The organism is Nocardia sp. NPDC050175, assembly GCF_044459885.1.
GTDB lineage: Bacteria > Actinomycetota > Actinomycetes > Mycobacteriales > Mycobacteriaceae > Nocardia.
Window position 1 is genome coordinate 142346 of the sequence record NZ_JBITJI010000001.1, and the last position, 22772, is coordinate 165117.

Consider the following 22772-nt stretch of genomic DNA (forward strand, 5'->3'; position numbering starts at 1 on the left):
TTACCTGTCCGGATTGCGGCTTTGCCGAACGTGTTTCGGTGGCATCGGCTAGTTTGCTGGCTATGAATCCTCGCTGGGGCGCCGCGTTCGCCATCACCGTCCTCTCGTTGTCCGGGCTGGTCGCGGGCACCGCGCCGGCCTCGGCCGGTCCGCCCGTGGTGTCGTGCGCCTTCACGCCGACCGCGCCGGACAACGCTGCGACCCGGCCGGTCGTGTCGCCGCCGCCGGTCGCGCTGGCGGTCGGCACCATGGACGTGACGTTCCAGTTCAACTACGGCCCGGTGACCATCCGGCTCAACCGCGCCGGGGCCGCGCCGTGTGGCGTGCAGAACATGGCAAGCCTGGTGCTGCAACGCTTTTACGACCAGAGCCAGTGCTGGCGGCTGACCGACAGCGCCCGGCTGGGTGTGCTGCAGTGCGGCGACATCTACGAGGTGGAGAAGGGTGGTCCCGGCTACCAGTTCCCCGATGAGGTCGACGGCACCGAGACCTATGAGCGCGGCACGGTCGCCATGGGCAATCAGGGGCCGGGCACCAACGGCAGCGAATTCTTCATCGTGCACTCGTTCGCGCATATTCCGGCGAACTATTCGGTGCTCGGGCAGGTCGTGAGCGGCATGGATGTGCTGGACCGGATGGTCGCCGCGGGGATCACGCCGACCGAGCGCGGGCCACTCGACGGGCTGCCTGCCGAGCCGGTGGTGATCAACGCCGCCCGCCTGGGATAGTGCGAGCCCCCAGAGTTGGGGGGTGCTGCGGGGCAAACGGTTTCACGTTGCGGTGCGGTAGCTTCGTACGGATGAGTACATCGAAAAGCAGTGTGAAGCGTGGCATCGGCAGTGTGGTGCTGGCCGGTGGGGTGGTTGTCGGTGTCTTGGCAGGATCGGGGACGGCAGCCGCGGAGAGCGGTCCGTCTGTTGGTACCTCAGCGGTAGCGGACGACGGGTGCACGTTCTCGTCGGTCGGTGGTTCGTGCAGCGATCCGGGGCCGGTGGGCAACGCATTGATCGGCTTCAAGAATTGGCTGAAGAGCATGGGGTACGGGACCGGCAGTTCGTCGGGGACCGCGTACTTCTTCTGACGGAATCGTGCCCCCGCTTCGGCGGGGGCATTTCCATCGGCTGGTAATCGGGGAGGGAATGGGGATGCCGACGATTCCTGAGTGGTCCAAGCAACTTCCGTGGGGAGTGCGCGTCGACTGGGGTTTGGCGGGCGCGCGGGCTTTGGGGCCCGATAGTGCGGCGATTGTCGTTATCGATGTGCTGTCGTTCACGACATCGGTCTCGGTTGCTGTCGACGCGGGGACGCGGGTCTTTCCGTATCCGTCGCGAGACGCGACAGCGGCGGAATTCGCGGTCAGCCGTGACGCGCAACTAGCTGTCGGGCGAAAAGCCGCGTCCGAGCAGCAACCGTGGTCGCTGTCCCCTGCGGCACTTCGACGGGCGCCCGCCCCGGCACGCCTGGTATTGCCGTCGCCGAATGGATCGGCGATCTCGGCCGCGGTCGGTGGAGTGCCGGTAATCGCCGCGTGCCTGCGGAACGCATCGGCGGTGGCTCGTTGGATCGTCGAGCAAGGCTGGGGTACCGCGGACCAGCCGATCTCGGTGATCGCCGCGGGTGAGCATTGGCCGGGTCAGGACGTACTGCGGCCCGCGATCGAGGACTGGTTCGGCGCGGCCGCGATCATCTCAGCCCTCGCCGAGAACGGTGCCGGACCACTGTCGCCCGAGGCATCAGCGGCCAAGACCACCTATGACGCGACAGGCGATGTTCCTTCGCTGATCACCGAGTGCGCGTCCGGCCGCGAACTCGCGAGTATCGGATTCGCCGACGATGTCGCCGTCGCGATCGAAATCGACGCGAGCAAGGTCGTTCCGGTGCTGGTAGACGGAGCCTTTAGTGACGCGGCAGACTGAGGTGGCGGACAATGATGACCGAAGTGTGACGTCGCCGCGACCGGGGACTTTCCCACCCGGAGCTCGGGTTATACGTGGGGCCGATATGAGGAGGTCATGTGGCACAGGAATACAACAGGAATCCCGCGGCCGTCGCCGCCCTGTCACCTGAGCAGTACCACGTCACCCAGGAGAACGGGACCGAGCGGGCGTTCACGGGCGAGTACTGGGATAATCACGAACCGGGCATCTACGTCGATGTGGTGTCGGGTGAGCCGTTGTTCGCTTCGGTCGACAAGTTCGACAGCGGATCGGGCTGGCCGAGTTTCACCAAGCCGATCGACGCCGGGAATGTGGTCGAGAAGCGAGACTTCAGCCATCTGATGATTCGCACCGAGGCGCGTTCGGCGCACGGTGGCAGCCATCTCGGGCATGTGTTCACCGACGGGCCGCGCGCCGAAGGTGGCCTGCGGTATTGCATCAATTCGGCGGCGCTGCGCTTCATTCACCTCGATGATCTCGAGGCCGAAGGTTATGGGCAGTTCCGGACTCTGTTCACGAAGGAGGACGCGTGACGGACACGCGAAAGGCGATTTTGGCCGGCGGTTGTTTCTGGGGTATGGAGGACTTGATTCGTAGGCAGCCCGGGGTGGTGTCGACGCGGGTCGGCTACACCGGCGGGCGCAACGATCACCCCACCTACCGCAACCACCCCGGTCACGCGGAGGCCGTGGAGATCACCTACGACCCGGCGCAGACCGACTACCGGGCGCTGCTGGAGTTCCTGTTCCAGATCCACGATCCGACGACCAAGGACCGGCAGGGCAACGACATCGGCAGCAGCTACCGGTCAGCGATCTTCTACCTCGACGAGGATCAGAAGCGGGTCGCGCTGGACACCATCGCCGACGTGGACGCGTCGGGGCTGTGGCCAGGACCGGTCGTCACCGAGGTGACGCCGGCGAGTGAGTTCTGGCAGGCCGAGGCCGAGCACCAGGACTACCTGCTGAAGTACCCGGACGGGTACACCTGCCACTTCCCGCGGCCGGGCTGGAAGCTCCCGAAGCGGGAGAACGCCGCGAAGTAAACGGTCGTGCCCGACGCCGGTCAAAGGTGTTCGGGCACACTGTGATCGAGTAAAACTGAAAAAGTACACGACCGACTGCGCCACCTGCTTCAGGTGGCGCAGTCGTCGTTCAACCCGAGCCCATTGAACCGATGCCCGGTGTAACCCCGTTCCGTACTTAGTAGGGAGCGTGGTTACACCGCACTCAGAAGGTGGGCATGGTGGGACGAACGGGCGCCGGGCCGTCTCCGACGGAACCGGGATCGGGCCGGGAGTTGCGGTTGGTCTCCGGTGCCGGCTATTCCGACTGGGAGGCCGTGTATCGGGATAACGTCTCCTGGGTGTTCGCGCTGATGTTCTCGAAGGTCGGGAATCGGCCGGACGCCGAGGATCTGACGGCCGAGGTGTTCATGGCCGCGCTGAAGCCGCTGCGGGTTTCGGCGAGCGTGGCCGAGGTGCGGGCCTACCTGCGGGCCACCGCGCGCACCGTGCTCGCGGGATACTGGCGGACGCGCATGGGTCGGGAGATCACCACGATCGAGGACGATATCGTCGATGATCGGCCCGATCCCGAGCCACCGGACCCGACCTCGGCGGCTCGGGCGCGGGCGGTGCTGGATCGGCTGCCGGATCGCTACCGGCGGATCCTGGAACTACGGTTCCTGCAAGGGCTGTCTGTGCGCGACGCGGCGCATACGTTGGGTGTCAGCGTCGCGAATGCGAAAGTGTTGCAGCATCGTGCATTACAGATGGCGGCGCGGACGAGTGCGGGAGGTGTCGAGTGAGCGGGCGAGACGTGCGGCGGTACGTCGAGCAGTTGCTGGCCGGGCGTCGGCCCCGATCGTTCCGGCCGGACGCCGACGAAGCCGAGCAGATGCGTACGGCCATCGATCTGCGGGCCGCGCGTCTCGGCAGTCAGGCGCCCAGTGAGGAATTTCTGGCCGATCTGCATCGGCGGCTCGCTACCGAAATCGACGGCGCGGCAACCGAACCCACCGCCTCAGGGGCGACGCCGCGCCGCCGCGTGGTGATCGGGACCTCGGCGGCCGCGATGGCGGCGGCCGCCGGTGCGGCGATCGATCATGCGGTTGTCGGTAGTGAGCAGTCGAACGATCCTGCGGCACAGGAGACTTTGACGCCGAACAATGGTGCCTGGCGGGCGGTCGCGGCCAGTTCCGAGTTCCCCGAGGGGAGCATCATTCATTTCGATGTCGGCACCCTGAGCGGGTTCGTGCGCCGCGTCAACGGGGTTGTGACGGCGGTGTCCGGTGTGTGCACTCATCAGGGCTGCAAGTTGTGGCTCGACTCCCCCGCCGCCCAGCTTCGTTGCCCATGCCACTCGACCTCGTTCGCCGCCGACGGCCGGGTGCTCGCCCATCAGTTGCCGATCGCGCCCGCACCGCTGCCGCACCTGCAGGTGCGGGAAAACAACGGCGCGATAGAGGTATTCGCGCCGACCGAACCTGCCTGAGTCGTTGTAACCCCGGTCGCTATCTATCGGTGAGGACCCGCACCAGCGGGCAGACCCACCCCGGATGGAGGACCGGATCGATGAGACGTATTCCACGGCGAGCGATAGTCATCGGCGCGGCAGCGGTAATGCTGGCGATCGTGACCGCCTGCGGTAGCCAGGGCGCGACCAACTCCGCGCCGACGCCCGTATTCGCTTCCGGCACAGAGACTCCTGGTTTGCAGCCGGGTGGCAGCATGCCCGGCTCTATGCCTGGAATGTCGATGGCTCCGCCCACGCAGGCGGCGGCTCCGGCCGGGCCGAACGCGGTGAACATCGACAACTTCGCCTTCGCGCCGGCGGCGCTCACGGTCAAGGCGGGCACGACGGTCACCTGGGTGAACCATGACGAGGAGCCGCACACCGTCGCGGCTACCGACGGTAGTTTCCATTCGCCGGGGATGGGAGCGGGGGCGACGTACACGTTCACCTTCGCCAAGGCGGGCACTTTCGCCTACATCTGCTCGATCCATCCGTTCATGAAGGCGACGGTGTTGGTCACCCCATGAGCGAGCACACCGATCCGCGCGACCCGCACGCGATGACGCGACGGCAGCTCATGCGGCACAGTGCCTGGTTCGGGGCCGCGGTCGGGTTGACCGTGATCGGCGGCGAGGTGATCTCGCATGTCGCCGGTGCCGCACCGCCCGTCGCGGATGGCCGCCCGACGCTGCGCTTCGCCCAGCTCAGCGACAGCCACATCGGCTTCCAGGGCACCGCCAATGCGAATGTCACCGATACCTTCACCGAGGCGATCGGTCAGGTGAATTCGCTTGGCTACCAGCCTGATTTCGTCATCCACACCGGTGATCTCACGCACCTGGCCACCCCGGAGCAGTTCGATCAGGTCGCGCAGATGATGCAGGGGCTGAACACGCCGCACGTGTTCACCGTTCCGGGAGAACATGATTCGACCGATGACGCGGGACAGAAGTATCGATCCGTGTTCGGCAAGGGCACCCGAGGTGATGGCTGGTACAGCCTCGACATCGCGGGCGTCCACCTGATCGCCCTGGTGAATACGCTGAATCTGCAGACGCTCGGACATCTGGGGCAGGATCAACTGGACTTCGTGCGCAAGGACGTCGCCGGACTGTCCAGCGACACACCGATCATCGTGTTCAGTCACATCCCGCTGTTCGCGATGTATCCCCAATGGGGTTGGGGCACCGACGATGCCACCGAGGCGCTGAGCTATCTGCGACGGTTCTCCTCCGTCACCTGCCTCAACGGCCATGTGCACCAACTGTTCACAAAAACCGAAGGAAACATCACCTTCTACAGCGGCACCACCACCGCCTATCCCCTACCGAAACCCGGCGACGGGCCCGCACCGAAGCCGGTGACACTGCCTGCGGGAAAGCTGCACGACGCCTTGGGAATCCGCGAGGTGACCTATCAAAAGGGTCAGCAGATGTTGGCGATCAAGGAGCAGACGCTCAAATGACCGGACGTCTCTTATCGCCGGATCTGTTTGTACGCGCGGGAATCAGCGCGAGCCTGGTAGTCAGCGGTTACATCCACGCGGACCTCTATGGCAACGGCTACCGCTACATCCACATCATCGGCCCGTCATTCCTGCTGCAAGCCGCCGCCTCGTTCGCGCTCGCCCTGCTAGTGCTCGCCGGTCCGTGGTCATTGCGGGTCGCGGCGGCCGGGCTAGCAGTCGGAGCGTTGGGCGCGTTCGTATTGTCGCGCACCACCGGGCTTTTCGGATTCAGCGAGATCGGTTGGGAACCCGCGCCGCAGGCCGCGCTGAGCGTGGGCGCGGAGGTCCTCACCGTTGTCCTGTGTGTGGCTTCACTGCTGGTATATCGGAGGCAGCCGTTGCGACACACACCCGGTGCCGCGTCGAGACGGACCGCCTGACCTCGACATCGGCGACCGGGGCGGGGCCGGTCGCCGATGCCATATCAGGCCGGTACGGTGCCGAGATGCCGGGCGAAGAATCTCGCTGAGTTGTCGACCTCGAATCCGGGTACTTGGTTGTGCCTGCCCGGGTTGGCGTGCAGTGTCTTTTCCTTCGAAGCGAAGGCGTCGAACAGTGCGAGACCGGAGCGGCGGTCGATTTCCTCGTCATCCCAGGCGAGGAAGAACTCGATCGGGATGGTGATCCGGCGGGCCGCGGCGGTCAGTGCGTCGTAGACGAACACTGTGCCGAAATTGGCTGCGGCGATTCTTGATTCGGCTGACGCCAGCATCACGCCGGTCGCGGTGCCCAATGTGCTGCCGCCGTAACCGATCAGGGCTTGTTTGCCGATCTCGGGCAGTGCTTGCAGGGCGTCCAGGGTGGCCTGCCATTCCGGCACGGCGCGCTCGGCCAGGGAGGTGTTGTAGTCGATGATGATCGGGCCGATCGGCTCGCCCGCCGCCCGGGCTTGCAGCATGGCGGCGACCCACTGTTGGTCCCGGGCGTTTCGTGGTCGGTCGCCGTGGCCGGGTGCATCGATCGCGGCGACGGTGAACCCATAGGCGCTCACGTAATGCTGTGCGCGGATGCAGATTCCGGGCGCCTTCTTGTGTAGGCCGCCGGTGTGACCCAGCAAGATCAGGGGCGCACCATTCGAGCCGGATGCGGGCGACCACAGCACGCCGGTGATCTCGCCCACCGTGAAATTACGTTCAACTACACCGTTCAACGATGTCTCTGTAGTGAAATGCATTGGTATCCCCTTTCGGGATGGCCTTGACGTACAGGCGCTCCCGGCGACACCTACATCAATCGCCAACCGTGAAGCGGACGGGGAGCACCCACCTGGATACAGCCTTCATGGGGTCTCACCTCCTCACGCATTCTCACGGTCCTCCGCACGCTACCAACCCACCCCGCGTTCCGCGAGCGACTTTTCAGACAGGCCGCCGTGCGCCGCACACAACACCCGCAGATGCTGCGGCTGCGGCCGCAGGTGCTCGCCGCTCAGAGCAATTCGACCTCGTCGTATCCGACGGTCAGGGTGTGCCGACGCTCCCGCAGCACGTTGCCTTCGCGATGGACAGTGCCCTCGGCGAAGTCGACGCGCAGCTTCCCACGGCGCGCGTAGACCTCTCGCACGACCCCGCAGATCCCGTTGAACGGGCCCTCCGGAAAATGGACGACGTCGCCTGGCGCGTATTCGGTGAACCCCACGCCGCCACAGTAATCCAAGTCGGCGCCGGCGATGGCGGGCGATCTCGCCGGGTGCTCATGATGCGCCGGACAGCCAGCGGCGAAGAGCGCTCTTGCGCGGACGGGGTCGGCGGTCCGGATCGAACCAGTCGGGCAACGGTTCCCGTGCGGCAAGCCAGTTCGGTGGGACCCCGATGATGGGGCCTGCGCTTGGGGCGGTGCCGGTGTAGGCGGCGACAATGCCACCGGCGATGGCGCTGGTGGTGTCGATATCGCCGTCTGCCGCAATACAGGTGGTGATCGCGGACGGGTAGTCGGCGAGATGGGTTGCCGCGACCCATATCGTGAACGGCACCGTGTTCTGCGCGGTCACCCGAGATCCGTTGCCGAGTTCAGCCGCGGCCTGTTCGGCGGAGGCCCCGAGCAGCGTGCGGGCGTGCCGAATCAGTCGGCTCGTCTCACCGTCGTCGAGGTGGTCCAGCACAGTCGTGATGAATTCCGTTGGTGTGGGCCGAATTCCACTCAGCCGGGCATACGCGGCTCGACCGGCCGCGAGCGCCACCGCCACCGCCCCGGCGACCCCTTCCGGATGCATATGCGTCACCTGCGCGGACCGGATCGCCTCGGCGACAAGCTTTTTCGGATCCTCGGCGTAATAGGCACCCAACGGCGCGGCCCGCATGGCAGCACCATTGCCACACGAACCCTGACCGTCGTACGCGGCGCCCGCCACTTCCCGCCACTGCGCGCCGTCCTGAATTCGACGCAACGTGCTGACCGCAATGAACCCATAGTCACGGCCCGGGTCGAATCGCCGCGCGAAGGCAGCGGCAAGCCGATCCCGATCGATCCCACCATGAGCACAAAGCTCAGCAACCACGCTGCAGGCCATCTCGGTGTCGTCGGTCCACCCCCATGGCCCCGCCGGAAGATTGCCCACCCGAATATCCTGAATCGACCGCCGCATAATGGGGAACTGCTGACCCAACGAGTCCCCCACCGACAGCCCATCCAGCGAATCAAGCATCAAGTCGATATGCATCGCAGCTGATCCTAACCATCGCCCCTTGACCGTTCCGCGACGACAACGACGCGGCGCACCGTCGAACTATCAGCGCGTGGGGCACGCAACCGGCCGGATCACCGGGCTGCGATCCCGTCGCGGAATAGATCGAAGGCATGGTTGGTGGCTTGGACGGCTGCCGGGTAGCGGGCTGCGGCGGATTCGCCTTTGACGAGGTGGGCGTGGTTCATGACGGCGAGTTCGCGTTGGACGACGGTCACCTGGGCGGCCAGGAGGCGGGCGGTGAGTGGGTTGAAACCGTTCTCGTGCAATGCATCTGCCAGCGTGGCTACGCCGCGGGAGCCGTAGCGGCTCAGTCTGGCCGCCAAACTTTCGGTGCCGCTGATCAATTGGATGAACGCCATGATCTCCGGAGTGTCGTTCAGGCCGGTGTTCGGGTCGCGTTGACGTAGCGCTGCCAGGTGGGCTTCGCGGAGCGCGTCCAGCGGCGGTTGGTCGGGTTGCCGGGCGCGGACGATTCGGGCCGCTTCGTCTTCGTGGTCGGCGAAACGTTGCAGGACAAGGTCTTCCTTGGTCGGGAAGTACGCGAACAGGGTTCGGCGGGAGACCTCGGCCGCGCGCGCGATGTCGGTGATCGAGATCTGGTCGAAGCCGGATTCGAGGAACATGCGGATTGCCGTGGCCGCGATCTGCTCGCGGATACGGATCTTCTTGCGTTCGCGCAGTCCCGTCGGTTCGGTCATGTCTCCACTCTAGCGCATTAGTAGATCGAGTGTATTATTGCACTAAGTCTACTTTTGGAGGATGACGTGCAGACTGAAGTGATCGTGGTCGGGGCAGGGCCGACGGGGTTGATGCTGGCCAATGAGCTCACGCTGGCCGGAATTCCGGTGGTAGTGCTGGAAAAACAGCGCACGCGGAGTGCGCAGTCCCGGGCCGGCGGGCTGCAACCGCGCACCGCGGAGGTACTCGACCTGCGCGGATTACTGGATCCGCTGCTCGACCGCGCGATCCCCCGCGGCGAGTTCGGTGGGCATTTCGCGGGCCTTCCGGTCGAGCTGGACTGCAGGCCGTGGCAGACCCGTCATCCGTATCCGGTCGCGATTCCACAGACTCGGTTGGAGGCCTTCCTCGAACAGCGACTGGTCGACCAGGGCGTGCCGGTGCTGCGCGAGTTCGAGGTGTCGGCGATCGAACAGGATTCCGGCGGCGTCACGGTCGGGGATATTCGGGGCGGCTATCTCGTCGCGTGCGATGGTGGGCACAGCACGGTTCGTAAGCTGCTGGGCGTCCCGTTCCCAGGCACCGCGGGCACGATGGCCTCGGCCGTCGCGGACCTGACCCTCGCGTCTCGATCCGATACTGTCCCAAGCATTTCCGAACATTTCAGTCAGTACTTCAAGTCCGGCAACGGGTTCTTCACTGTCCTGCACCCCATCGAAGGTGGTGTGTACCGGTTCATCTTCGGCAAGCTCGGCGCCGAACGAACCGATCGCCAAACACCCGTCACGGCAGCGGAAGTCGAGGAGGCACTGCAGGCGGTGTACGGACCCGAGACGCGGCTGGGCGAGTTGCGCGAGGCCTCCCGGTTCAGTGACGCGGCACGGCAGGTCGAGCGCTATCGCGAAGGCAGGGTGTTCTTCGCCGGGGACGCGGCCCACATTCACCTGCCGATCGGCGGCCAGGGCGTCAATCTCGGCGTCCAGGACGCCGTCAATCTGGGCTGGAAACTCGCTGCGGCAGTGCATGGTTGGGCACCCGAGGGGTTGCTCGACAGCTATCACACCGAGCGCTACCCCGTTGCCGCGCGGGTCCTGCGCACCACCCGCGCACAGGGCGTGATCCTGAACTCCGACCAGAACGAGAATGTCGCCGCGGTCCGCGACATGTTCACCGACCTGCTGCGGTTGCCCGAAGCCAATTACTTTGTCTCGGGCCTGATGTCGGGCCTCGACACCCAGTACGCCGGGCTCGGCCCGCGCATGATCGACCTCGACCTCACCACACCGGACGGTCCGACCCGCATGAGCCACCTGATGCACTCCGGCCGCGGGCTGCTGCTCTCGCTCGACGACACACCCCGGTCGATCGAGCGCTGGTCCGATCGAGTCGACCACGTCACCGCCAAGGCCGACGGCAACACCACCAGCGTCCTGATCCGGCCCGACGGCTACATCGCCTGGTCGGCCGCCGACGAACAACCGCTCGAAACCGCCCTGACCCGCTGGTTCGGCTGAGCTCCGCGGCGATGTCGGACTGCCGAATCATCAACCGCCGGTCGATGATTCAGTCTAGAATTCCGGTCGGCACCGAACACATGATGGTGCCGGCCGGAGGTAGAGCGCGGCTAAGGTAGTGGGAACGTGTCGATTACCGCCGCCTCTCGCTTCAGGCAGCCCGACAGTGATGCGAGGTCAGCCATGGGTCGTGGCCGAGTCAAGGCAAAGAAGGTCAAACGCGGGCCCGGGGAATCCGGTGGCGGCGCGGCAGGTGTTCGCGAGCCGCGCACGCCGTTGCCCCCGGACGATCAGCTGAGTGCGACCCATCCGTTCGATCCGGACCCCACGACGATTAGTTTTCCCGACCCGCGCAGCTGACGCCGGGTGCGATGGCCGCTACAGGGTGGGTGGGCCCTGGTTGATGCGGCGCATGACCGGGGCGAGGCGGTGTAGGGCGTCGGTGGTCATGAGTTGGCGTTCGTCCCACCAGGTGGCGCCCGCTTCGGCGAAGGGGGCGATGAGGTCACGCGCCTTGGTGGGGTCGCCGGGGCTGATGCCGCCGACCACGACCTCGAAGTGGTTGTGCTGTTGGTCTTTTCGGTGTTCGTTCGCGTAGGTGATGAGGTCGCGGAGTTCGTCGACGGGTGGCGGGTTGCCGTGTCCGTTGCTGAACAGGGGGACGACGCCGTCCCAGCGGGCGGCTCGGCGGATCGGCCGGCGGTGCGGCCAGAAGCCTGCGATCCAGACGGGTGGGCGGGGGCGTTGGGTGGCGGCGGGCAGCAGGGTGACGTCGTTGACCTGGTAGTGCTTGCCGTCGTGGTCGACCCGCTCGCCAGACCAGTAGCGCTGCAACAGATCCAAGCCTTCGTCGAGGCGCTCGGCCAGCAGGACGGGGTCGGTCGGCTCGCCGAAGCTGCCGAATTCGTCGGCGATCGGGCCGCCGAGGCCCGCGCTGAAGATGACCCGGCCACCGCTCAGCGCGTCCAAGGTCGCCACCTGGCGGGCGAGTTGTTCCGGCCGTCGCCGGGCCACCGGGGTGACCAGGGTGCCCAGCTTCAGGCGGGAGGTTGCCAACGCCGCGGCGGTCAGCAGCATCCACGGATCACCGAACGGCTGACCCTGACGTTCTTTCTTGTCGAGGACCATGTGGTCCCAGATGAACAGTGCGTCCCAGCCTGCTTCTTCCGCCGCCGAGGCCGCCATCGCCACCGTCCTGGCGTCGGCGAAGTCGCCGAAGTTCGGAATGTTGATCGAGAATCGCATACCGGAATAGTGCTGTGCCAGGCCGCGGCTGGCAAGCGGATTGGATTCTGCGGCAACGATAGTCGCCTGGCTGTCGCGGAGTGTTCAGCCGTATGCCGTCGATCGGGTGGCGGCTGATCGCGATTTCTGGTGGTGGTAGCTCATGCCACGCACTCGATGCGTGTACCTATCCGGGCAAGTGCACCTAAAGACTTCCCAAGGTAACCAACTCAATGAGCTTAAGACCTGTCCACGTTTTCCTGTGAGTAGTGTGGGCGCGTCGTGTGCCGTACCCGGCTTTAGGTAAGCGTCAGGTGCGCGGTGTCGCGTTCCCGACGTGGTCATCGTGTTGTGGTTGCGTTGAGAGAGTTTTCAAGATCAACTGAGTCGAATGGTTGCTGTTGAAGATCGTTTAGCGACCATTCGACTCGCCTCGATGCTCGCGTCGTGTGCCGTACCAGGCTTCAGGCGCACGCCAGGTGCGCGATGTCAGGTTCCCGAGGTGGTCGTCGGGTTGTGGTTGCGTTGCAAGCGCTTTGGACGAGAGCGGGGCGGGCGGCGGCGGTTTCGGTGGTCGATCAAGCCCGTGGAGCGATCCCCGAGTCGGTATCCTCAAGATCTGCACTCCCACTCGGGATCTGCACTCGGAATAGGGCCCTAAAGGCAGTGCCGATCCCGAGTTAAGGTGCGGATTCTGTCGGTGGCTCGTGCCAGGGTGAACGGGTGACTAGCGGCCAGTACTCGACAGACCTCCGGGCCGTTATGCCGTGGTCGGTGGTCAACGGCGACTTGCGCGCCGCCAAGGCGCTCGTCTACGACCTTTGCGGGTTCGTCTGCTCGTCCCCGGTTCCCGAAAGCGAGGGTGCCGCGTACGCCGCCCACTCGTTCACCCTCGACGGCCGATCGGTCCGATTCCGGGCGGCCAAGTCGACGCCGACCAAGGTCGGGCAGTTCGTCACGGTGTGGAAGCGGTCTGCGGACGGGCCCATCCAGCCCTTCGATGCCGCCGATCCGATCGATCTCTTCGTCATCAGCACCAGCGATCGAGACTGGTTGGGGCAGTTCATCTTTCCCATTGAAGTGCTCCAGGAACGCGGGGTGGTATCGGTGGATGGTGTTGGTGGCAAGCGGGCGTTCCGTGTGTATCCGCCGTGGGTGAACACCACCAACCGTCAGGCCGCGAATTCGCAAGCCTGGCAGCTGGATCACTTTTTACACCTGTCACGCGACGGGCCGATCGACACCGCTCGTGCGCGAATGCTCTACCGCCGGTAGATGGTCGGACTACCAGGGCAGGGCGCCGTTGGCGTCGAAGTAGCCGCCGGTTGGGCCGTCGGGGTTCAGCTGGGCCATCCGGACGATGATCTCCGCGCCCTCCTCGACGGTCTGCGTTCCCGCGTGGCCGTTCAGGTCGGTCGCCGTGTAGCCGGGCTCTACCGCGTTGATTCGCATGTCCGGGAGGGCTTTTGCGTACTGCACGGTGATCATGTTGACTGCGGCTTTCGACGCGGGATAGGCGACTCCCGGGTAGAGGTACGCCGGTGTGTCGGGGGTGGTGACGTGCGTCAGTGAGGCCAGGCCGCTGCTGACGTTGACCACGACGGGTGCGGCGGATCGGCGCAGTAGTGGGAGGAAGGCGTGGGTCACGCGGACTATGCCGAAAACGTTGGTGTCGAAGATCGGCCGCATGATGTCGACAGTCACGGCCGGGGCGCCGATCTCGTCGATGTCGCGGGTCTGTCCTTCGCGGCCGGAGATGCCCGCGTTGTTGATCAGGACGTCCAGGCCGCCGTCGGCCTCGATGGTTTTCACGGCTGCCGCGACGGATGCGTCGTCGGTGACGTCGAGGACGACCGCGCGGGCACCCAACTGTTCGGCGGCCCGCCTGCCGCGTTCGGCGTCCCTGCTGCCGAGATAGACGGTGTGGCCTGCCTCGATGAGTCGGCGGGCGGTCTCGAAGCCGAGGCCCTTGTTGGCTCCGGTGATCAGTGTCGTTGTCATGGCTTCAGCTTCGCCGTGGTCAGGGGAGGCAACCAGTCGTCTGCCCTTCCTGGGACTGCTGATACCAGGCACGTCGACCGGTGTGCGGGCAGACTTGGAACTATGGCAACAGCGGAATTCGGGAAGGCGGTGCGCCGGTGGCGCGATCGGGTCGCGCCCGAGGCAGCCGGGCTGCCGGCCGGTGGTCATCGACGCGCACCAGGGCTGCGCCGAGAGGAATTGGCGCTGTTGGCCGGAATTTCCGTCGACTACATCACCCGCCTCGAACAAGGACGCGCGTCCAACCCATCGACTCAGGTCGTCGAGGCCCTGGCCAGAGGCCTCCGATTGTCCGCGACCGAACGCGCGCACTTGTTCCGGCTGGCCGGGTTGGCGCTGCCGGACCCGGACACCGTGCCCACCTACATCACCTCGAGCGTGCAACGCGTACTGGACAGACTGACCGGGACTCCCGTCGCCGTCTACGACGCAACTTGGACGCTGCTGCAATTCAACCAGCCGTACGCAGCGTTGATGGGCGAACCACCCGGCCCGCACGACAACAACCGCAACGGCGTGTGGCGACACTTCGTCGGCCCCGGAATCCCCTCTCGTCGCACGCCGGAAGCCACCCGCGCACACGAAACATCCCTGGTCTCCGACCTACGCGCAGCCGCCGCCCAATATCCGGCCGACCTGCGCCTGCGCAAGCTCATCGCCGACCTGCGCGCCAACAGCACCCGATTCGCCGAACTTTGGAACTCCGGCGCAGTCGGCCGCCGCGAGGCCGCCCAGAAAACAATCGATCATCCGCGAGTAGGCCCGGTGACGATGGACTGCGACATACTCACGGTCGCAGGCAGCGATCTGCGCATCATGATCTACACGGCCGAGCCGGGCACCGAGGACGCCGAACGCCTCGCGCTACTCACCGTGCTCGGCACCCAATCCCTGACCGGATAGCGAATCCTCCTGCCACAGTGGCGAACTGACGCGGCCATGGGCGGAACCACCCCCAACCGATCCTCAGTCGCATCGGATCAGCACACCGATGAAAGTATCGTCGGCGGTATGAGCCACCCAGTTCCGGGCATGCCCGACGTTCTGGAGCAGAGTCGGCAACGGACGCGGCAAGCGCACGAGATCCTCACCCGGCTACAGCTTTTCGAACGCTGGCAAGCCTTCGGAACGCCGATCCTCGTCGGCGCGGTGGCCTACGAGTTGGCGATGGCACCCGATATCGACATTGAGATCTATTGCGACGCACCGCGTATCGAGGACGGTTTCACCGTACTACAGGACTGCGCGGCGCTCGACAACGTCCGCAAGGCACGGTTCGGCAACCACTCGAGCGATCCGGACGAGGGTCTGTACTGGCGACTCGACTACCGCACGGCCGATGGCACCCCGCGTGACCAGCTCACCTTCTGGAAGCCGCGCTAGCTGTTGGCCCGGAAAACTGTCGGTGGGGTCTGGCAGGGTGAGATTTCCAAAAACGTGAGGGAAGTTCGAGGTGGACGATGACCCGCACAACAGAAGCAACGGACGACGCGGACATCCGAGGCGTGATCGATAGATGGGTGGAGGCGTTTCGGAATCGCGATGTGGACGCGGCCATGGCGATTCATGCTGCGGATACGGTGTCGTTCGATATCGCGCCGCCGCTGCGATACGTCGGGACGGACGAGTATCGCAGGCCATGGGAGGCGACGTTCGCCAACTTCACCGGCCCCATCGAGTTCGAGATCCGCGAGCTGGCCATCACCATCGGCACCGACGTCGCCTTCAGCCGCAGCCTCAATCGCATGATGGGAACAATGCGCGACGGCCAGGAAGCCGACCTGTGGCTGCGTTGGACCGCCTGCTTCCAGAAACGCGACGGGCAGTGGCTCATCGTGCACGACCACAGCTCGGTCCCGACGGACTTCGCGAACGGCACCGCACTGCTGGACCTGACGCCGTAGCGAGCTCAGGTGCGAGGCTGGGCAGCGCGCAAACGGATGCCGCTGAAACCCAGTGAGGTGGTGTCGGCGGTGACCCAGGCCATCGCGCGCGGGCAGGCGCGAGGGAACCAGTAGTCGGGAGCTCGGTCCCGGTCCACGGCCCAGACATAAGGCTCGGTTTGCCGGGCGGTCGACGCGATATGCGGCACGAAACGGTCGATGGTCGGGTCCTCGGAGAAGTGCAGAACTTCCCCCGGCTCGGGGTACATAACCCTTCGCTACCACACAAGCGACCGACCGGTGCGGAAAACGAACTCGTCCAACGCGTTACGGGTGGCGGATCGGATCGGCGTGGCGGAACGAAACACTCGGGCGGCGTGGCGCGATGGGCTGGTTATGCGTACCGACCTCACTTGCGGTGAGCGGCGGCAAGCCGTACGACGGCTGGTTGCCGTGTGTCATTCCATGAATCAGCTCGTCGACCTGGCCGAAGACGGCTCGTCGGAGCTGATGATCGCGCAGGCCCACACGACTCGTCGACTACTCCAGGATCTCGTCCTCGACATGATCGCGACGACCTACCCCAACCCCTGATCGTCCGCGCTCCGGCTAGGTCGCCGATATTCGTTCGGCGTGCCGACAATCCAGAGGGGGGGACCAGTCCGAACTTAGATGTGTGGGCATCAACGTTTCGGAATGGAATCACCGTGGGCGCACCGGCCAGCGTGTTCGCTGGACCGTCCGGCGCGGCATCGGTGACACTGGGCATTCCGGGCGCAACTCTGCCCGGACCGCACGAACAGCGGGGGTGATGGTTTCGTGTTCAACGAGGTAGGCGCGGCGAGATCGGTTGCGCAGCAATCCATGACCGCGCATGTCAGCGTGGGATTCGCGTGGCGTTTGCGGTGTCACGATGACACCGTGCGGCTATCATTTAGTTAATCGTTCGGGGTACCGGGGGTCGGGTGGTAGCCGAGAGCGGCTCGGCGAGTCATGACAAGGCAGGGGTTGAGTGGCCACGATCGCGCAACTGAGGGCAATTCTCGCGGTGCTGCATATCGACCCAGGCGACACCGATGCCCCCGCGCACAACGACACCGCGGTCGAACGCGCCAAGCTGGCGGCGCTGCTGCAACGCGTGTTCAGCAGTGAACTGCGCAGCGCGGTCACCAACGCGCCGGATCAGAACGAGCTGGCCCGCCGCTGGACCGCGGCGAGCACCCAACCAGCGCTGGACGGCGAAAACGCCACCGAACAGGCCCATTTCGACGCGCACTGGCTACACAACCGGATCGACGCGCTGGCCCCACGCGACACCTCGGACCAGGCACCGGTGCTGCTCGACGCCGCCGCCCGCGCCGCCGAAGCCGCCCAGGTGCTGCTCTCACTCAGCAGCGGCAACCCGCACGGCGACGGCACCGAATCACTCTGGCAGACCGCACTCGACGACCTGGCGTCCGCGTTTCACCTGATCAACGACGAACACAACGCGATCACCCAGCCCATCGAGTAGCCCGAGCCCTGCGCTGAATAACCCCGAGCCCCGGCTCCGAACAACCGAGCTCAGCTCCGGCCGATCTTGCTGTGATTGAGCCGGAATTTGAACAGCGCGACCAGTCCGCCCGCCACACCGACAGCAAGCAGAATCAGACACGGCTTGATGATGTCGCCGAACCCGGCACCGTGCAGGATGACGTCCTGATATCCCTTCAACGCCCAGTACTGCGGCGTATACGGCGACAACGCGCGCGCCCAGGCGGGCAGCGTGTCACGCGGGGTGATGGTGCCGGCGAGCCCGCCGATGGCCAGCGACCCCACCTGCGCCATGATCGCCAGCTGATCGATGCTGCGGCACAACGAGACAAGGGCGATGCCGAATCCCCAGGTCGCGACGGCGAGCGACGCGGTGAGCGGCACGAGCAACCAGGTCGATCCCTTGCTGTGCAGATCCCACAGGGTGAATGCGACCAACCACAGGAACGTGAGCTGGAAGACCGAGAACAGCACCGACGGGAACGATTTCCCGATGATGATCTCCACGGCCCGCACCGGCGCGGCGCGCAGCCGATCCCAAGTCCCCCACTCGTGTTCGCGGAAGAACGAGGCACCGAGCAGGGTGGTGATGAAGAACGCGAACAGCACGATCGTGCCCGGCCCGGACTGTTCGATGCCGGTGGCATTGAAGTAGCCGGTCAGCCGCAACTGCGCCCGGTTGGCCGGCGTCAGGAACGCCATCATGCCGATCGGCAGCACCATCATCACGATGAGCTGAGCCGGATCGGAACGAATGCGGCGCAGGTCCGCCCAGGACAACGCGCGTACTCGATCGACGGCAGAATCATGCAACAGCATCTCGGATCCCTTCCACGGGCTGGTCATCCGCGTCCTGCGCCGCGCGCATGATCGCCAAGTACGCGTTCTCCAGGTTGGGGTGATGGATCTCCGCGGCCAGCAGCTGGTCGGTATCGGTGTCCAAGGTGGCGAACAGTTGCGCGAGCAGCTGTCCCGGCGAGTTGGTGGGAATGTTCAAGCGCTTCGACTCCAGCACCACCGCGCCCGGTGCGGCGAGGAATCCGCCGAGGCTGGTGGGGATGGCCGCCGAGAACTCCAGGCTCACCGCGGACTGCGCGTACTGCTCGACCAGATCCGCGGCACTGCCCTGTGCCAGGATCCGGCCTTGATGCAGCACGACCACGCGCGCGTCGAGGACCTCGAGTTCAGGCAGATAGTGCGTCGCGTAGACGACGGCAGCGCCTTGATCGGCCAGGTTGCGGACCTCGACGAGCAGGTCCTGCCGCGCCGAAACATCGGCACCGACGGTCGGTTCGTCGAGCCAGAGCACATCCGGCTCGTGCAGCAACGCCATCGCGGTGTGCAGCCGACGCTGCTGACCACCGGAGAGCTGGTGCGCCCGGGTCTTCAGGAAGGGCGTGACACCGAGCCGCTCGCCTACCTCGGCGATGCGCGCGGTCAAGTCTTTGCGCCCGACGCCCATCAACCTGCCGAAGAAGATCAGGTTCTCTTCCGCGGTCAGCGTCGGATACACGCCCAGTTCCTGCGGCGCGAGGCCCAGCTTGCGCCGGGCCTGCCGCGGCTCGGTCCGGATGTCGATGCCGTCGATGCGCACCGTGCCGGAATCGGGCGGTGTCAGACCCGCGACGATCGACGCCGTCGTGGTCTTACCCGCGCCGTTGGGACCGAGCAACCCGACGATCTCGCCCGGCTGCACGGTCAGATCGATCCCGGTGAGGACCTGTTTCTTACCGTACGACTTGTTCAGGTCGGCGATCTCCAGCATCCCGCACCTCCTCACTCAGAATTGGCCATGGTGCGCCCCAACCAGCGGCGCCGAGTACCGAAACTTCCCCGGGGACAGCTGCTTCCGAGGAAAACGCGTTGACGATGTCCGCGGCGACGGGCGCGATGGGGTTGCTCACGGCACGTCCGCCCGGCGTGTTCGTCAGGTCGGTCCAGAGCCGCGGTGGACGCACCACCACGACGTTCCAGGGATGATGTCGCGCAACGTATTCCGCGAGACCCTCGACGGCCGCCTTGGCCGCCGCGTAGTGCGGCCACCAGCGGGGCGGCGCGAGTACCGCCTCCGACGAGATCATCACTACCGTCGCGCCTTTGCGCAGGCGCGGCACGCACACCGACAGCGGCGCGAAGACCAGACGGGTGCTCGCCGCCATGAACTGCGCGGCGGTCTCGACCGCGTCCGGTGCCAGCGGCAGCGTCGGAATCGCCGGTGCGGCAAGCAGAACCACGCCGTCCAGCTGACCTTCCGGCAGCGCCGCGCCCAACGCCCAACCGTCGCTGGCGTCGGCTAGCACCGGCCACAAGCGATCTCGATAGGCGTGCGAGGCGGCCGCGAGCACCTCGGGTGCGCGGGTGCAGCTCACCAGCACGCGCGCGCCCTGACTCGCCAAACCCAGTGATACCGCGGCACCTAAGCCTCGGCTGCCGCCGACGACCAGGATGGTGCGTCCGGCCAGCTTCTCCGACGGCGGCAAAACCGCGGCCAGTTCCGCCGAATCCGGGCCGGGCACCGATTCCCTGATCAAACTCTGCACGGTGACATCGGCACTCGCACCGCAGCGCATGCCCGCGCGCAAGGTGACGAGGCCGGATCGCCGGTCTACTTCGGGCTCATTGGTCTCGAATTCCACTGCACCGGAACCGGATCCGTGCAGCACGACGGTGCATGCGACGAGCAGGGCGTCCCGGCCGGGTGTGCACATCCCGGTCCAGTAGCTCGCCCAACCCAGCACCGCCGCAACATGTTCGGGCACACGTCCGCCGATGACCCGCGACACCAGACCCGCGATCAGCGGATAGTCCACCGAATAGGACCCACTCTCTTGACCCGGCGCCTGCGCGGAATCTCCGGCCAGATCGGCCAATCCGAGCACCCGAGGGGCGTCCCGACGCGGCTCGTCCTCGGCGGCGGGACCGCACCACGGCAGCACCGAGCCGAGCTTGCACCGAATGCCGACCACCTCGATACCGCCGAAGCTGACCCGGCCTCGCGCCTCACTCTCCGACACGGTCCAGTCGACCTCGTAGCGTCGGCCCGGAATCGTGGGCTGCCGGAACGTTGCCCGAATATCGCGCACAGCCATCGGATCGGTCGTCTCCGCCAGAGCGGCCAACGCGAGGGTGACTACCAGTGCACCGTGCGCAACAGGCCTGCCATACGGCGATCGATGCCCAAAGTCGTTGTCCACGTGCAGTGGATTGCGATCGCCGACTGCAGCGGCATAGGTCGCAACATCCGTATCGGTAACCCGGAAGACCCGCGAGTTCATGACACCCGCTCCTGCCGTGCGGCCGCCACGGAGTCGGCGATCTCGGCGAGCGACGGTTCCGAGGTGAGCGTGCTCTCCGGAAGTTCCACCGCGAAAGCGCGTTCCACCGCGTAGACGAGGCGCACCTGGGCGAGCGAGTCCCAGGTGTCCATGTCGCCGCGGACGGTGTCGGGGCCGTGTGCGGCCGGCTCCCCGACCACCTCGGCGAACAGCTCGAGCAGCTGCTCCATCACATCAGTAGCCATGTTGCATCTGCGCCTCTCGCACATGCGGGCTGCGCGCGAGTGCGCCGCCCGAAAGGTCGTATCCGTATACCGACCCCTGTTCGGACTCCGCTTCGAATGCGAAGCCGTGTCCGGGGTACAGGTCGCGCACCAGCGCGTTGCGGGCGGTCGGGATGTACCGGCCCACCAATCGCGAACTGCCCTGTGCCAGCGCCCATTCCGCGGCGGCGGCCAGGAGATTGTTTTCCGCGTTCCGGCCGATCACCCGGCAGCTGAGCAGCAGGGTGTCGAGCTCGACGGTGCCGCCGAGGTCTTCGGCGAGCAGCACGCCGACGATGCCATGGTCGGCGAAGCGGTCCCGCAGGCGCAGGGTGGCGGCGAACCACTGCGGGTCCTCGGCCATCTTCCGGACCTGGGTCTGGGTGTGCCTGCGGGTGGTCAGGTTGAACTGGTTGGTCTTGGCGATCAGCTGCGCGGCCCGGTCGAGGGTGGTGCTGTTGATCGGTTCGAGGGTGGCCACCATCTCCAGGCCCGCGAGGAACTCGTCGAGGTTGTCCGTCGCGGTCCGCTCGGCGGCGGCGAGCGCCTGGTAGGAGCGTTGCCTGGTGAAGTCCTCGGTGGACAGCGAGCCCGGATGCAGCCAGGGCAGGGCCGCCAGTTCGGTGGCGAACTTGGCGGGCGAGGCGGGCAGGCACAGCGCGCGCACCTCGGGATGGGCGGCGACGACCTGCGCGCATTCGGCGGGGTTGTCGTCGACGAAGGCGAAGCTGTTCAGGCCGAGCCGGATCTTGTCCGAAATCTCCTGGAGCTGTTCGGATTTGGGTCGCCAGTCGGCGACGATGTGGGTGAAGTCCTCGACCCGCAGCACCATGCCGGGCGCCTCGGCGATGGCGCGCAGGGCCAGGTCGCGGTCGTTCTTGCTGGCCACCGCGAGCAGCACGCCGCGCTCGGTCAGTGCGCGCAGGTAACGCTGGAAGTCGGCGAACGCCTCACCGTCCGGACCGGTGCCGACGCGAATGCCTTCGATGCCATCGTCGCCGAGGATGCCACCCCACAGGGTGCCGTCGAGGTCGACGACCACGCAGCGCGCGGAGCGGCCACGGTCGGCGGCGATCGTGTCGGCGATGGCGGCGGCGAGCCACGGCAGGCTGTCGGGCGCGTATGGCTGACGCACCCGGTACCAGCTGCGCGGGTCCTCCCACTGACGCAGGCCGACCTGAGCGGCGAGCTGTTCGACGTCGACGAAAAGCACTCGGCCCGCGGCTTGTTCGGCGAGTCGAGCATTTATCTCGCGCACCCGATACGACAGAGACTGCGGTGCACGCCAAGCCGCCGGTCCATAGGCATCCACCGCGGGCGGCGCGAAACCGAGCTGGACGACCCGCACTCCGGAGCGCGCGGCCGCGTCCCAGAGCCCGACCCAACGGTTGACGGTCTCGTCGACCGTGCCGGTGACGTCGTGGTGCGTACCGGCCAGCACCACGTAATCGCCCTCACGGAACGGTGTTTGGGGCGCGAGCAACACCTGCTCGACCTGACCGAACGGGAACTCCAGGAGTTCCGGCGTCAGACCGGCGCGTGCGCCCGCCAGCGGCAGCAGTTCGGCGAGGAAGTCGGTGGTGTAGGTGGCCAGCAGCGCCATCCGCACCGCGACACCGGGCACGCCGGGTTCGCGCGCGAGCGATTTCGCGCGCTGGGTCCACGCCACGTAGCCGTCGGCGGGGGAAAGTTCTACTGCCACATCGGTTGTCATGA

The 22772-nt window shown here is 66.1% G+C and carries 29 protein-coding genes; 17 read left to right on the top strand and 12 right to left on the bottom strand.

Translation table 11 applies throughout. From position 1 onward, the window contains the following. Positions 1-62 precede the first annotated feature (62 nt). The 10 genes from ACIBK2_RS00625 (at position 63) to ACIBK2_RS00670 (ending at position 6340) form a co-directional block, all read left to right on the top strand. Positions 63-728, top strand: coding sequence for a peptidylprolyl isomerase (locus ACIBK2_RS00625; protein ID WP_396962096.1), 666 nt, complete (start codon positions 63-65; stop codon positions 726-728). A gap of 71 nt (positions 729-799) precedes the next feature. Beyond that, positions 800-1081, top strand: a complete 282-nt coding sequence (locus ACIBK2_RS00630; protein ID WP_396962098.1) for a hypothetical protein — start codon at positions 800-802, stop codon at positions 1079-1081. 64 nt (positions 1082-1145) lie between these two features. Beyond that, entirely contained in the window at positions 1146-1916 is a 771-nt protein-coding gene (locus ACIBK2_RS00635) for a 2-phosphosulfolactate phosphatase (RefSeq protein ID WP_396962100.1), read from the top strand. Between the two features lie 98 nt (positions 1917-2014). After that, positions 2015-2470, top strand: coding sequence for a peptide-methionine (R)-S-oxide reductase MsrB (gene msrB / locus ACIBK2_RS00640; RefSeq protein ID WP_396962102.1), 456 nt, complete (start codon positions 2015-2017; stop codon positions 2468-2470). Next, on the top strand, positions 2467-2982 hold the full coding sequence (msrA, locus tag ACIBK2_RS00645; protein WP_357384334.1) for a peptide-methionine (S)-S-oxide reductase MsrA: 516 nt from the start codon (positions 2467-2469) through the stop codon (positions 2980-2982). Before msrB ends, msrA begins: the two co-directional genes overlap by 4 nt. Before the next feature lie 197 nt (positions 2983-3179). Next, a complete protein-coding gene (locus ACIBK2_RS00650; protein WP_396962105.1) occupies positions 3180-3746 on the top strand; it encodes an RNA polymerase sigma factor in 567 nt (188 codons plus the stop codon). After that, positions 3743-4432 carry a ubiquinol-cytochrome c reductase iron-sulfur subunit gene (locus ACIBK2_RS00655; protein ID WP_396962107.1) on the top strand — a complete coding sequence of 230 codons (690 nt, stop codon included), beginning with the start codon at positions 3743-3745 and terminating at the stop codon, positions 4430-4432. The genes ACIBK2_RS00650 and ACIBK2_RS00655 overlap by 4 nt, the downstream gene beginning before the upstream one ends. A gap of 80 nt (positions 4433-4512) precedes the next feature. Beyond that, on the top strand, positions 4513-4980 hold the full coding sequence (locus ACIBK2_RS00660; RefSeq protein WP_396962109.1) for a plastocyanin/azurin family copper-binding protein: 468 nt from the start codon (positions 4513-4515) through the stop codon (positions 4978-4980). Then, complete coding sequence (locus ACIBK2_RS00665; RefSeq protein ID WP_396962111.1) at positions 4977-5918, top strand: metallophosphoesterase family protein; 942 nt, start codon at positions 4977-4979, stop codon at positions 5916-5918. Before ACIBK2_RS00660 ends, ACIBK2_RS00665 begins: the two co-directional genes overlap by 4 nt. Then, positions 5915-6340, top strand: coding sequence for a hypothetical protein (locus tag ACIBK2_RS00670; protein ID WP_396962113.1), 426 nt, complete (start codon positions 5915-5917; stop codon positions 6338-6340). The genes ACIBK2_RS00665 and ACIBK2_RS00670 overlap by 4 nt, the downstream gene beginning before the upstream one ends. A 44-nt stretch (positions 6341-6384) precedes the next feature. Here ACIBK2_RS00670 and ACIBK2_RS00675 read toward each other — a convergent pair whose 3' ends face one another. From ACIBK2_RS00675 to ACIBK2_RS00690, 4 genes are all read right to left on the bottom strand, one after another. Next, positions 6385-7134, bottom strand: coding sequence for an alpha/beta hydrolase (locus tag ACIBK2_RS00675; protein ID WP_396962115.1), 750 nt, complete (start codon positions 7132-7134; stop codon positions 6385-6387). A 254-nt stretch (positions 7135-7388) separates the two neighbouring features. Continuing rightward, on the bottom strand, positions 7389-7598 hold the full coding sequence (locus tag ACIBK2_RS00680; RefSeq protein WP_357384322.1) for a hypothetical protein: 210 nt from the start codon (positions 7596-7598) through the stop codon (positions 7389-7391). Between the two features lie 55 nt (positions 7599-7653). Next, a complete protein-coding gene (locus ACIBK2_RS00685; protein WP_396962117.1) occupies positions 7654-8619 on the bottom strand; it encodes an ADP-ribosylglycohydrolase family protein in 966 nt (321 codons plus the stop codon). A gap of 98 nt (positions 8620-8717) precedes the next feature. Continuing rightward, positions 8718-9344 carry a TetR family transcriptional regulator gene (locus ACIBK2_RS00690; RefSeq protein WP_396962119.1) on the bottom strand — a complete coding sequence of 209 codons (627 nt, stop codon included), beginning with the start codon at positions 9342-9344 and terminating at the stop codon, positions 8718-8720. Between the two features lie 66 nt (positions 9345-9410). Between ACIBK2_RS00690 and ACIBK2_RS00695 the strand changes: the two genes are divergently transcribed. Beyond that, entirely contained in the window at positions 9411-10838 is a 1428-nt protein-coding gene (locus ACIBK2_RS00695; protein WP_396962121.1) for an FAD-dependent monooxygenase, read from the top strand. A gap of 378 nt (positions 10839-11216) precedes the next feature. Here the strand turns inward: ACIBK2_RS00695 and ACIBK2_RS00700 are convergent, their stop codons facing one another. After that, positions 11217-12083: an LLM class flavin-dependent oxidoreductase gene (locus ACIBK2_RS00700; protein ID WP_396962123.1), complete on the bottom strand. Its 867-nt coding sequence runs from the start codon at positions 12081-12083 to the stop codon at positions 11217-11219. A gap of 702 nt (positions 12084-12785) precedes the next feature. Between ACIBK2_RS00700 and ACIBK2_RS00705 the strand changes: the two genes are divergently transcribed. Further along, complete coding sequence (locus tag ACIBK2_RS00705) at positions 12786-13337, top strand: MepB family protein (RefSeq protein WP_396962125.1); 552 nt, start codon at positions 12786-12788, stop codon at positions 13335-13337. A 9-nt stretch (positions 13338-13346) separates the two neighbouring features. Here ACIBK2_RS00705 and ACIBK2_RS00710 read toward each other — a convergent pair whose 3' ends face one another. Continuing rightward, positions 13347-14063 carry an SDR family oxidoreductase gene (locus ACIBK2_RS00710; RefSeq protein ID WP_396962127.1) on the bottom strand — a complete coding sequence of 239 codons (717 nt, stop codon included), beginning with the start codon at positions 14061-14063 and terminating at the stop codon, positions 13347-13349. Between the two features lie 102 nt (positions 14064-14165). Here ACIBK2_RS00710 and ACIBK2_RS00715 point away from each other — a divergent pair, with 102 nt between their 5' ends. The 3 genes from ACIBK2_RS00715 (at position 14166) to ACIBK2_RS00725 (ending at position 16006) form a co-directional block, all read left to right on the top strand. Next, positions 14166-15005 (top strand): helix-turn-helix transcriptional regulator, encoded by an 840-nt coding sequence (locus ACIBK2_RS00715; RefSeq protein ID WP_396962129.1) that lies wholly within the window; start codon positions 14166-14168, stop codon positions 15003-15005. 108 nt (positions 15006-15113) lie between these two features. After that, positions 15114-15485, top strand: a complete 372-nt coding sequence (locus ACIBK2_RS00720) for a hypothetical protein (RefSeq protein WP_396962131.1) — start codon at positions 15114-15116, stop codon at positions 15483-15485. A 77-nt stretch (positions 15486-15562) separates the two neighbouring features. Next, positions 15563-16006, top strand: a complete 444-nt coding sequence (locus ACIBK2_RS00725) for a YybH family protein (protein ID WP_396962133.1) — start codon at positions 15563-15565, stop codon at positions 16004-16006. A 5-nt stretch (positions 16007-16011) separates the two neighbouring features. Here the strand turns inward: ACIBK2_RS00725 and ACIBK2_RS00730 are convergent, their stop codons facing one another. Further along, positions 16012-16254 carry a DUF6886 family protein gene (locus ACIBK2_RS00730; protein WP_396962135.1) on the bottom strand — a complete coding sequence of 81 codons (243 nt, stop codon included), beginning with the start codon at positions 16252-16254 and terminating at the stop codon, positions 16012-16014. Between the two features lie 196 nt (positions 16255-16450). Here ACIBK2_RS00730 and ACIBK2_RS00735 point away from each other — a divergent pair, with 196 nt between their 5' ends. Continuing rightward, positions 16451-16579 carry a hypothetical protein gene (locus ACIBK2_RS00735; protein WP_396962137.1) on the top strand — a complete coding sequence of 43 codons (129 nt, stop codon included), beginning with the start codon at positions 16451-16453 and terminating at the stop codon, positions 16577-16579. A 418-nt stretch (positions 16580-16997) separates the two neighbouring features. Then, a complete protein-coding gene (locus tag ACIBK2_RS00740; RefSeq protein WP_357384303.1) occupies positions 16998-17498 on the top strand; it encodes a hypothetical protein in 501 nt (166 codons plus the stop codon). A gap of 50 nt (positions 17499-17548) precedes the next feature. On the opposite strand, the gene ACIBK2_RS00745 is transcribed toward ACIBK2_RS00740, so the two are convergent. From ACIBK2_RS00745 to ACIBK2_RS00765, 5 genes are read right to left on the bottom strand one after another with little or no spacing between them, the layout of a single operon-like run. Beyond that, positions 17549-18337, bottom strand: coding sequence for an ABC transporter permease (locus ACIBK2_RS00745; protein WP_396962140.1), 789 nt, complete (start codon positions 18335-18337; stop codon positions 17549-17551). Next, entirely contained in the window at positions 18324-19283 is a 960-nt protein-coding gene (locus ACIBK2_RS00750) for an ABC transporter ATP-binding protein (protein WP_396962142.1), read from the bottom strand. Before ACIBK2_RS00750 ends, ACIBK2_RS00745 begins: the two co-directional genes overlap by 14 nt. Further along, positions 19246-20793 (bottom strand): SDR family NAD(P)-dependent oxidoreductase, encoded by a 1548-nt coding sequence (locus ACIBK2_RS00755; RefSeq protein WP_396962144.1) that lies wholly within the window; start codon positions 20791-20793, stop codon positions 19246-19248. The genes ACIBK2_RS00750 and ACIBK2_RS00755 overlap by 38 nt, the downstream gene beginning before the upstream one ends. After that, complete coding sequence (locus ACIBK2_RS00760) at positions 20790-21038, bottom strand: acyl carrier protein (protein ID WP_379286003.1); 249 nt, start codon at positions 21036-21038, stop codon at positions 20790-20792. The genes ACIBK2_RS00755 and ACIBK2_RS00760 overlap by 4 nt, the downstream gene beginning before the upstream one ends. Next, on the bottom strand, positions 21028-22770 hold the full coding sequence (locus ACIBK2_RS00765) for an HAD-IIIC family phosphatase (RefSeq protein ID WP_396962147.1): 1743 nt from the start codon (positions 22768-22770) through the stop codon (positions 21028-21030). The genes ACIBK2_RS00760 and ACIBK2_RS00765 overlap by 11 nt, the downstream gene beginning before the upstream one ends. Positions 22771-22772 lie beyond the last annotated feature (2 nt).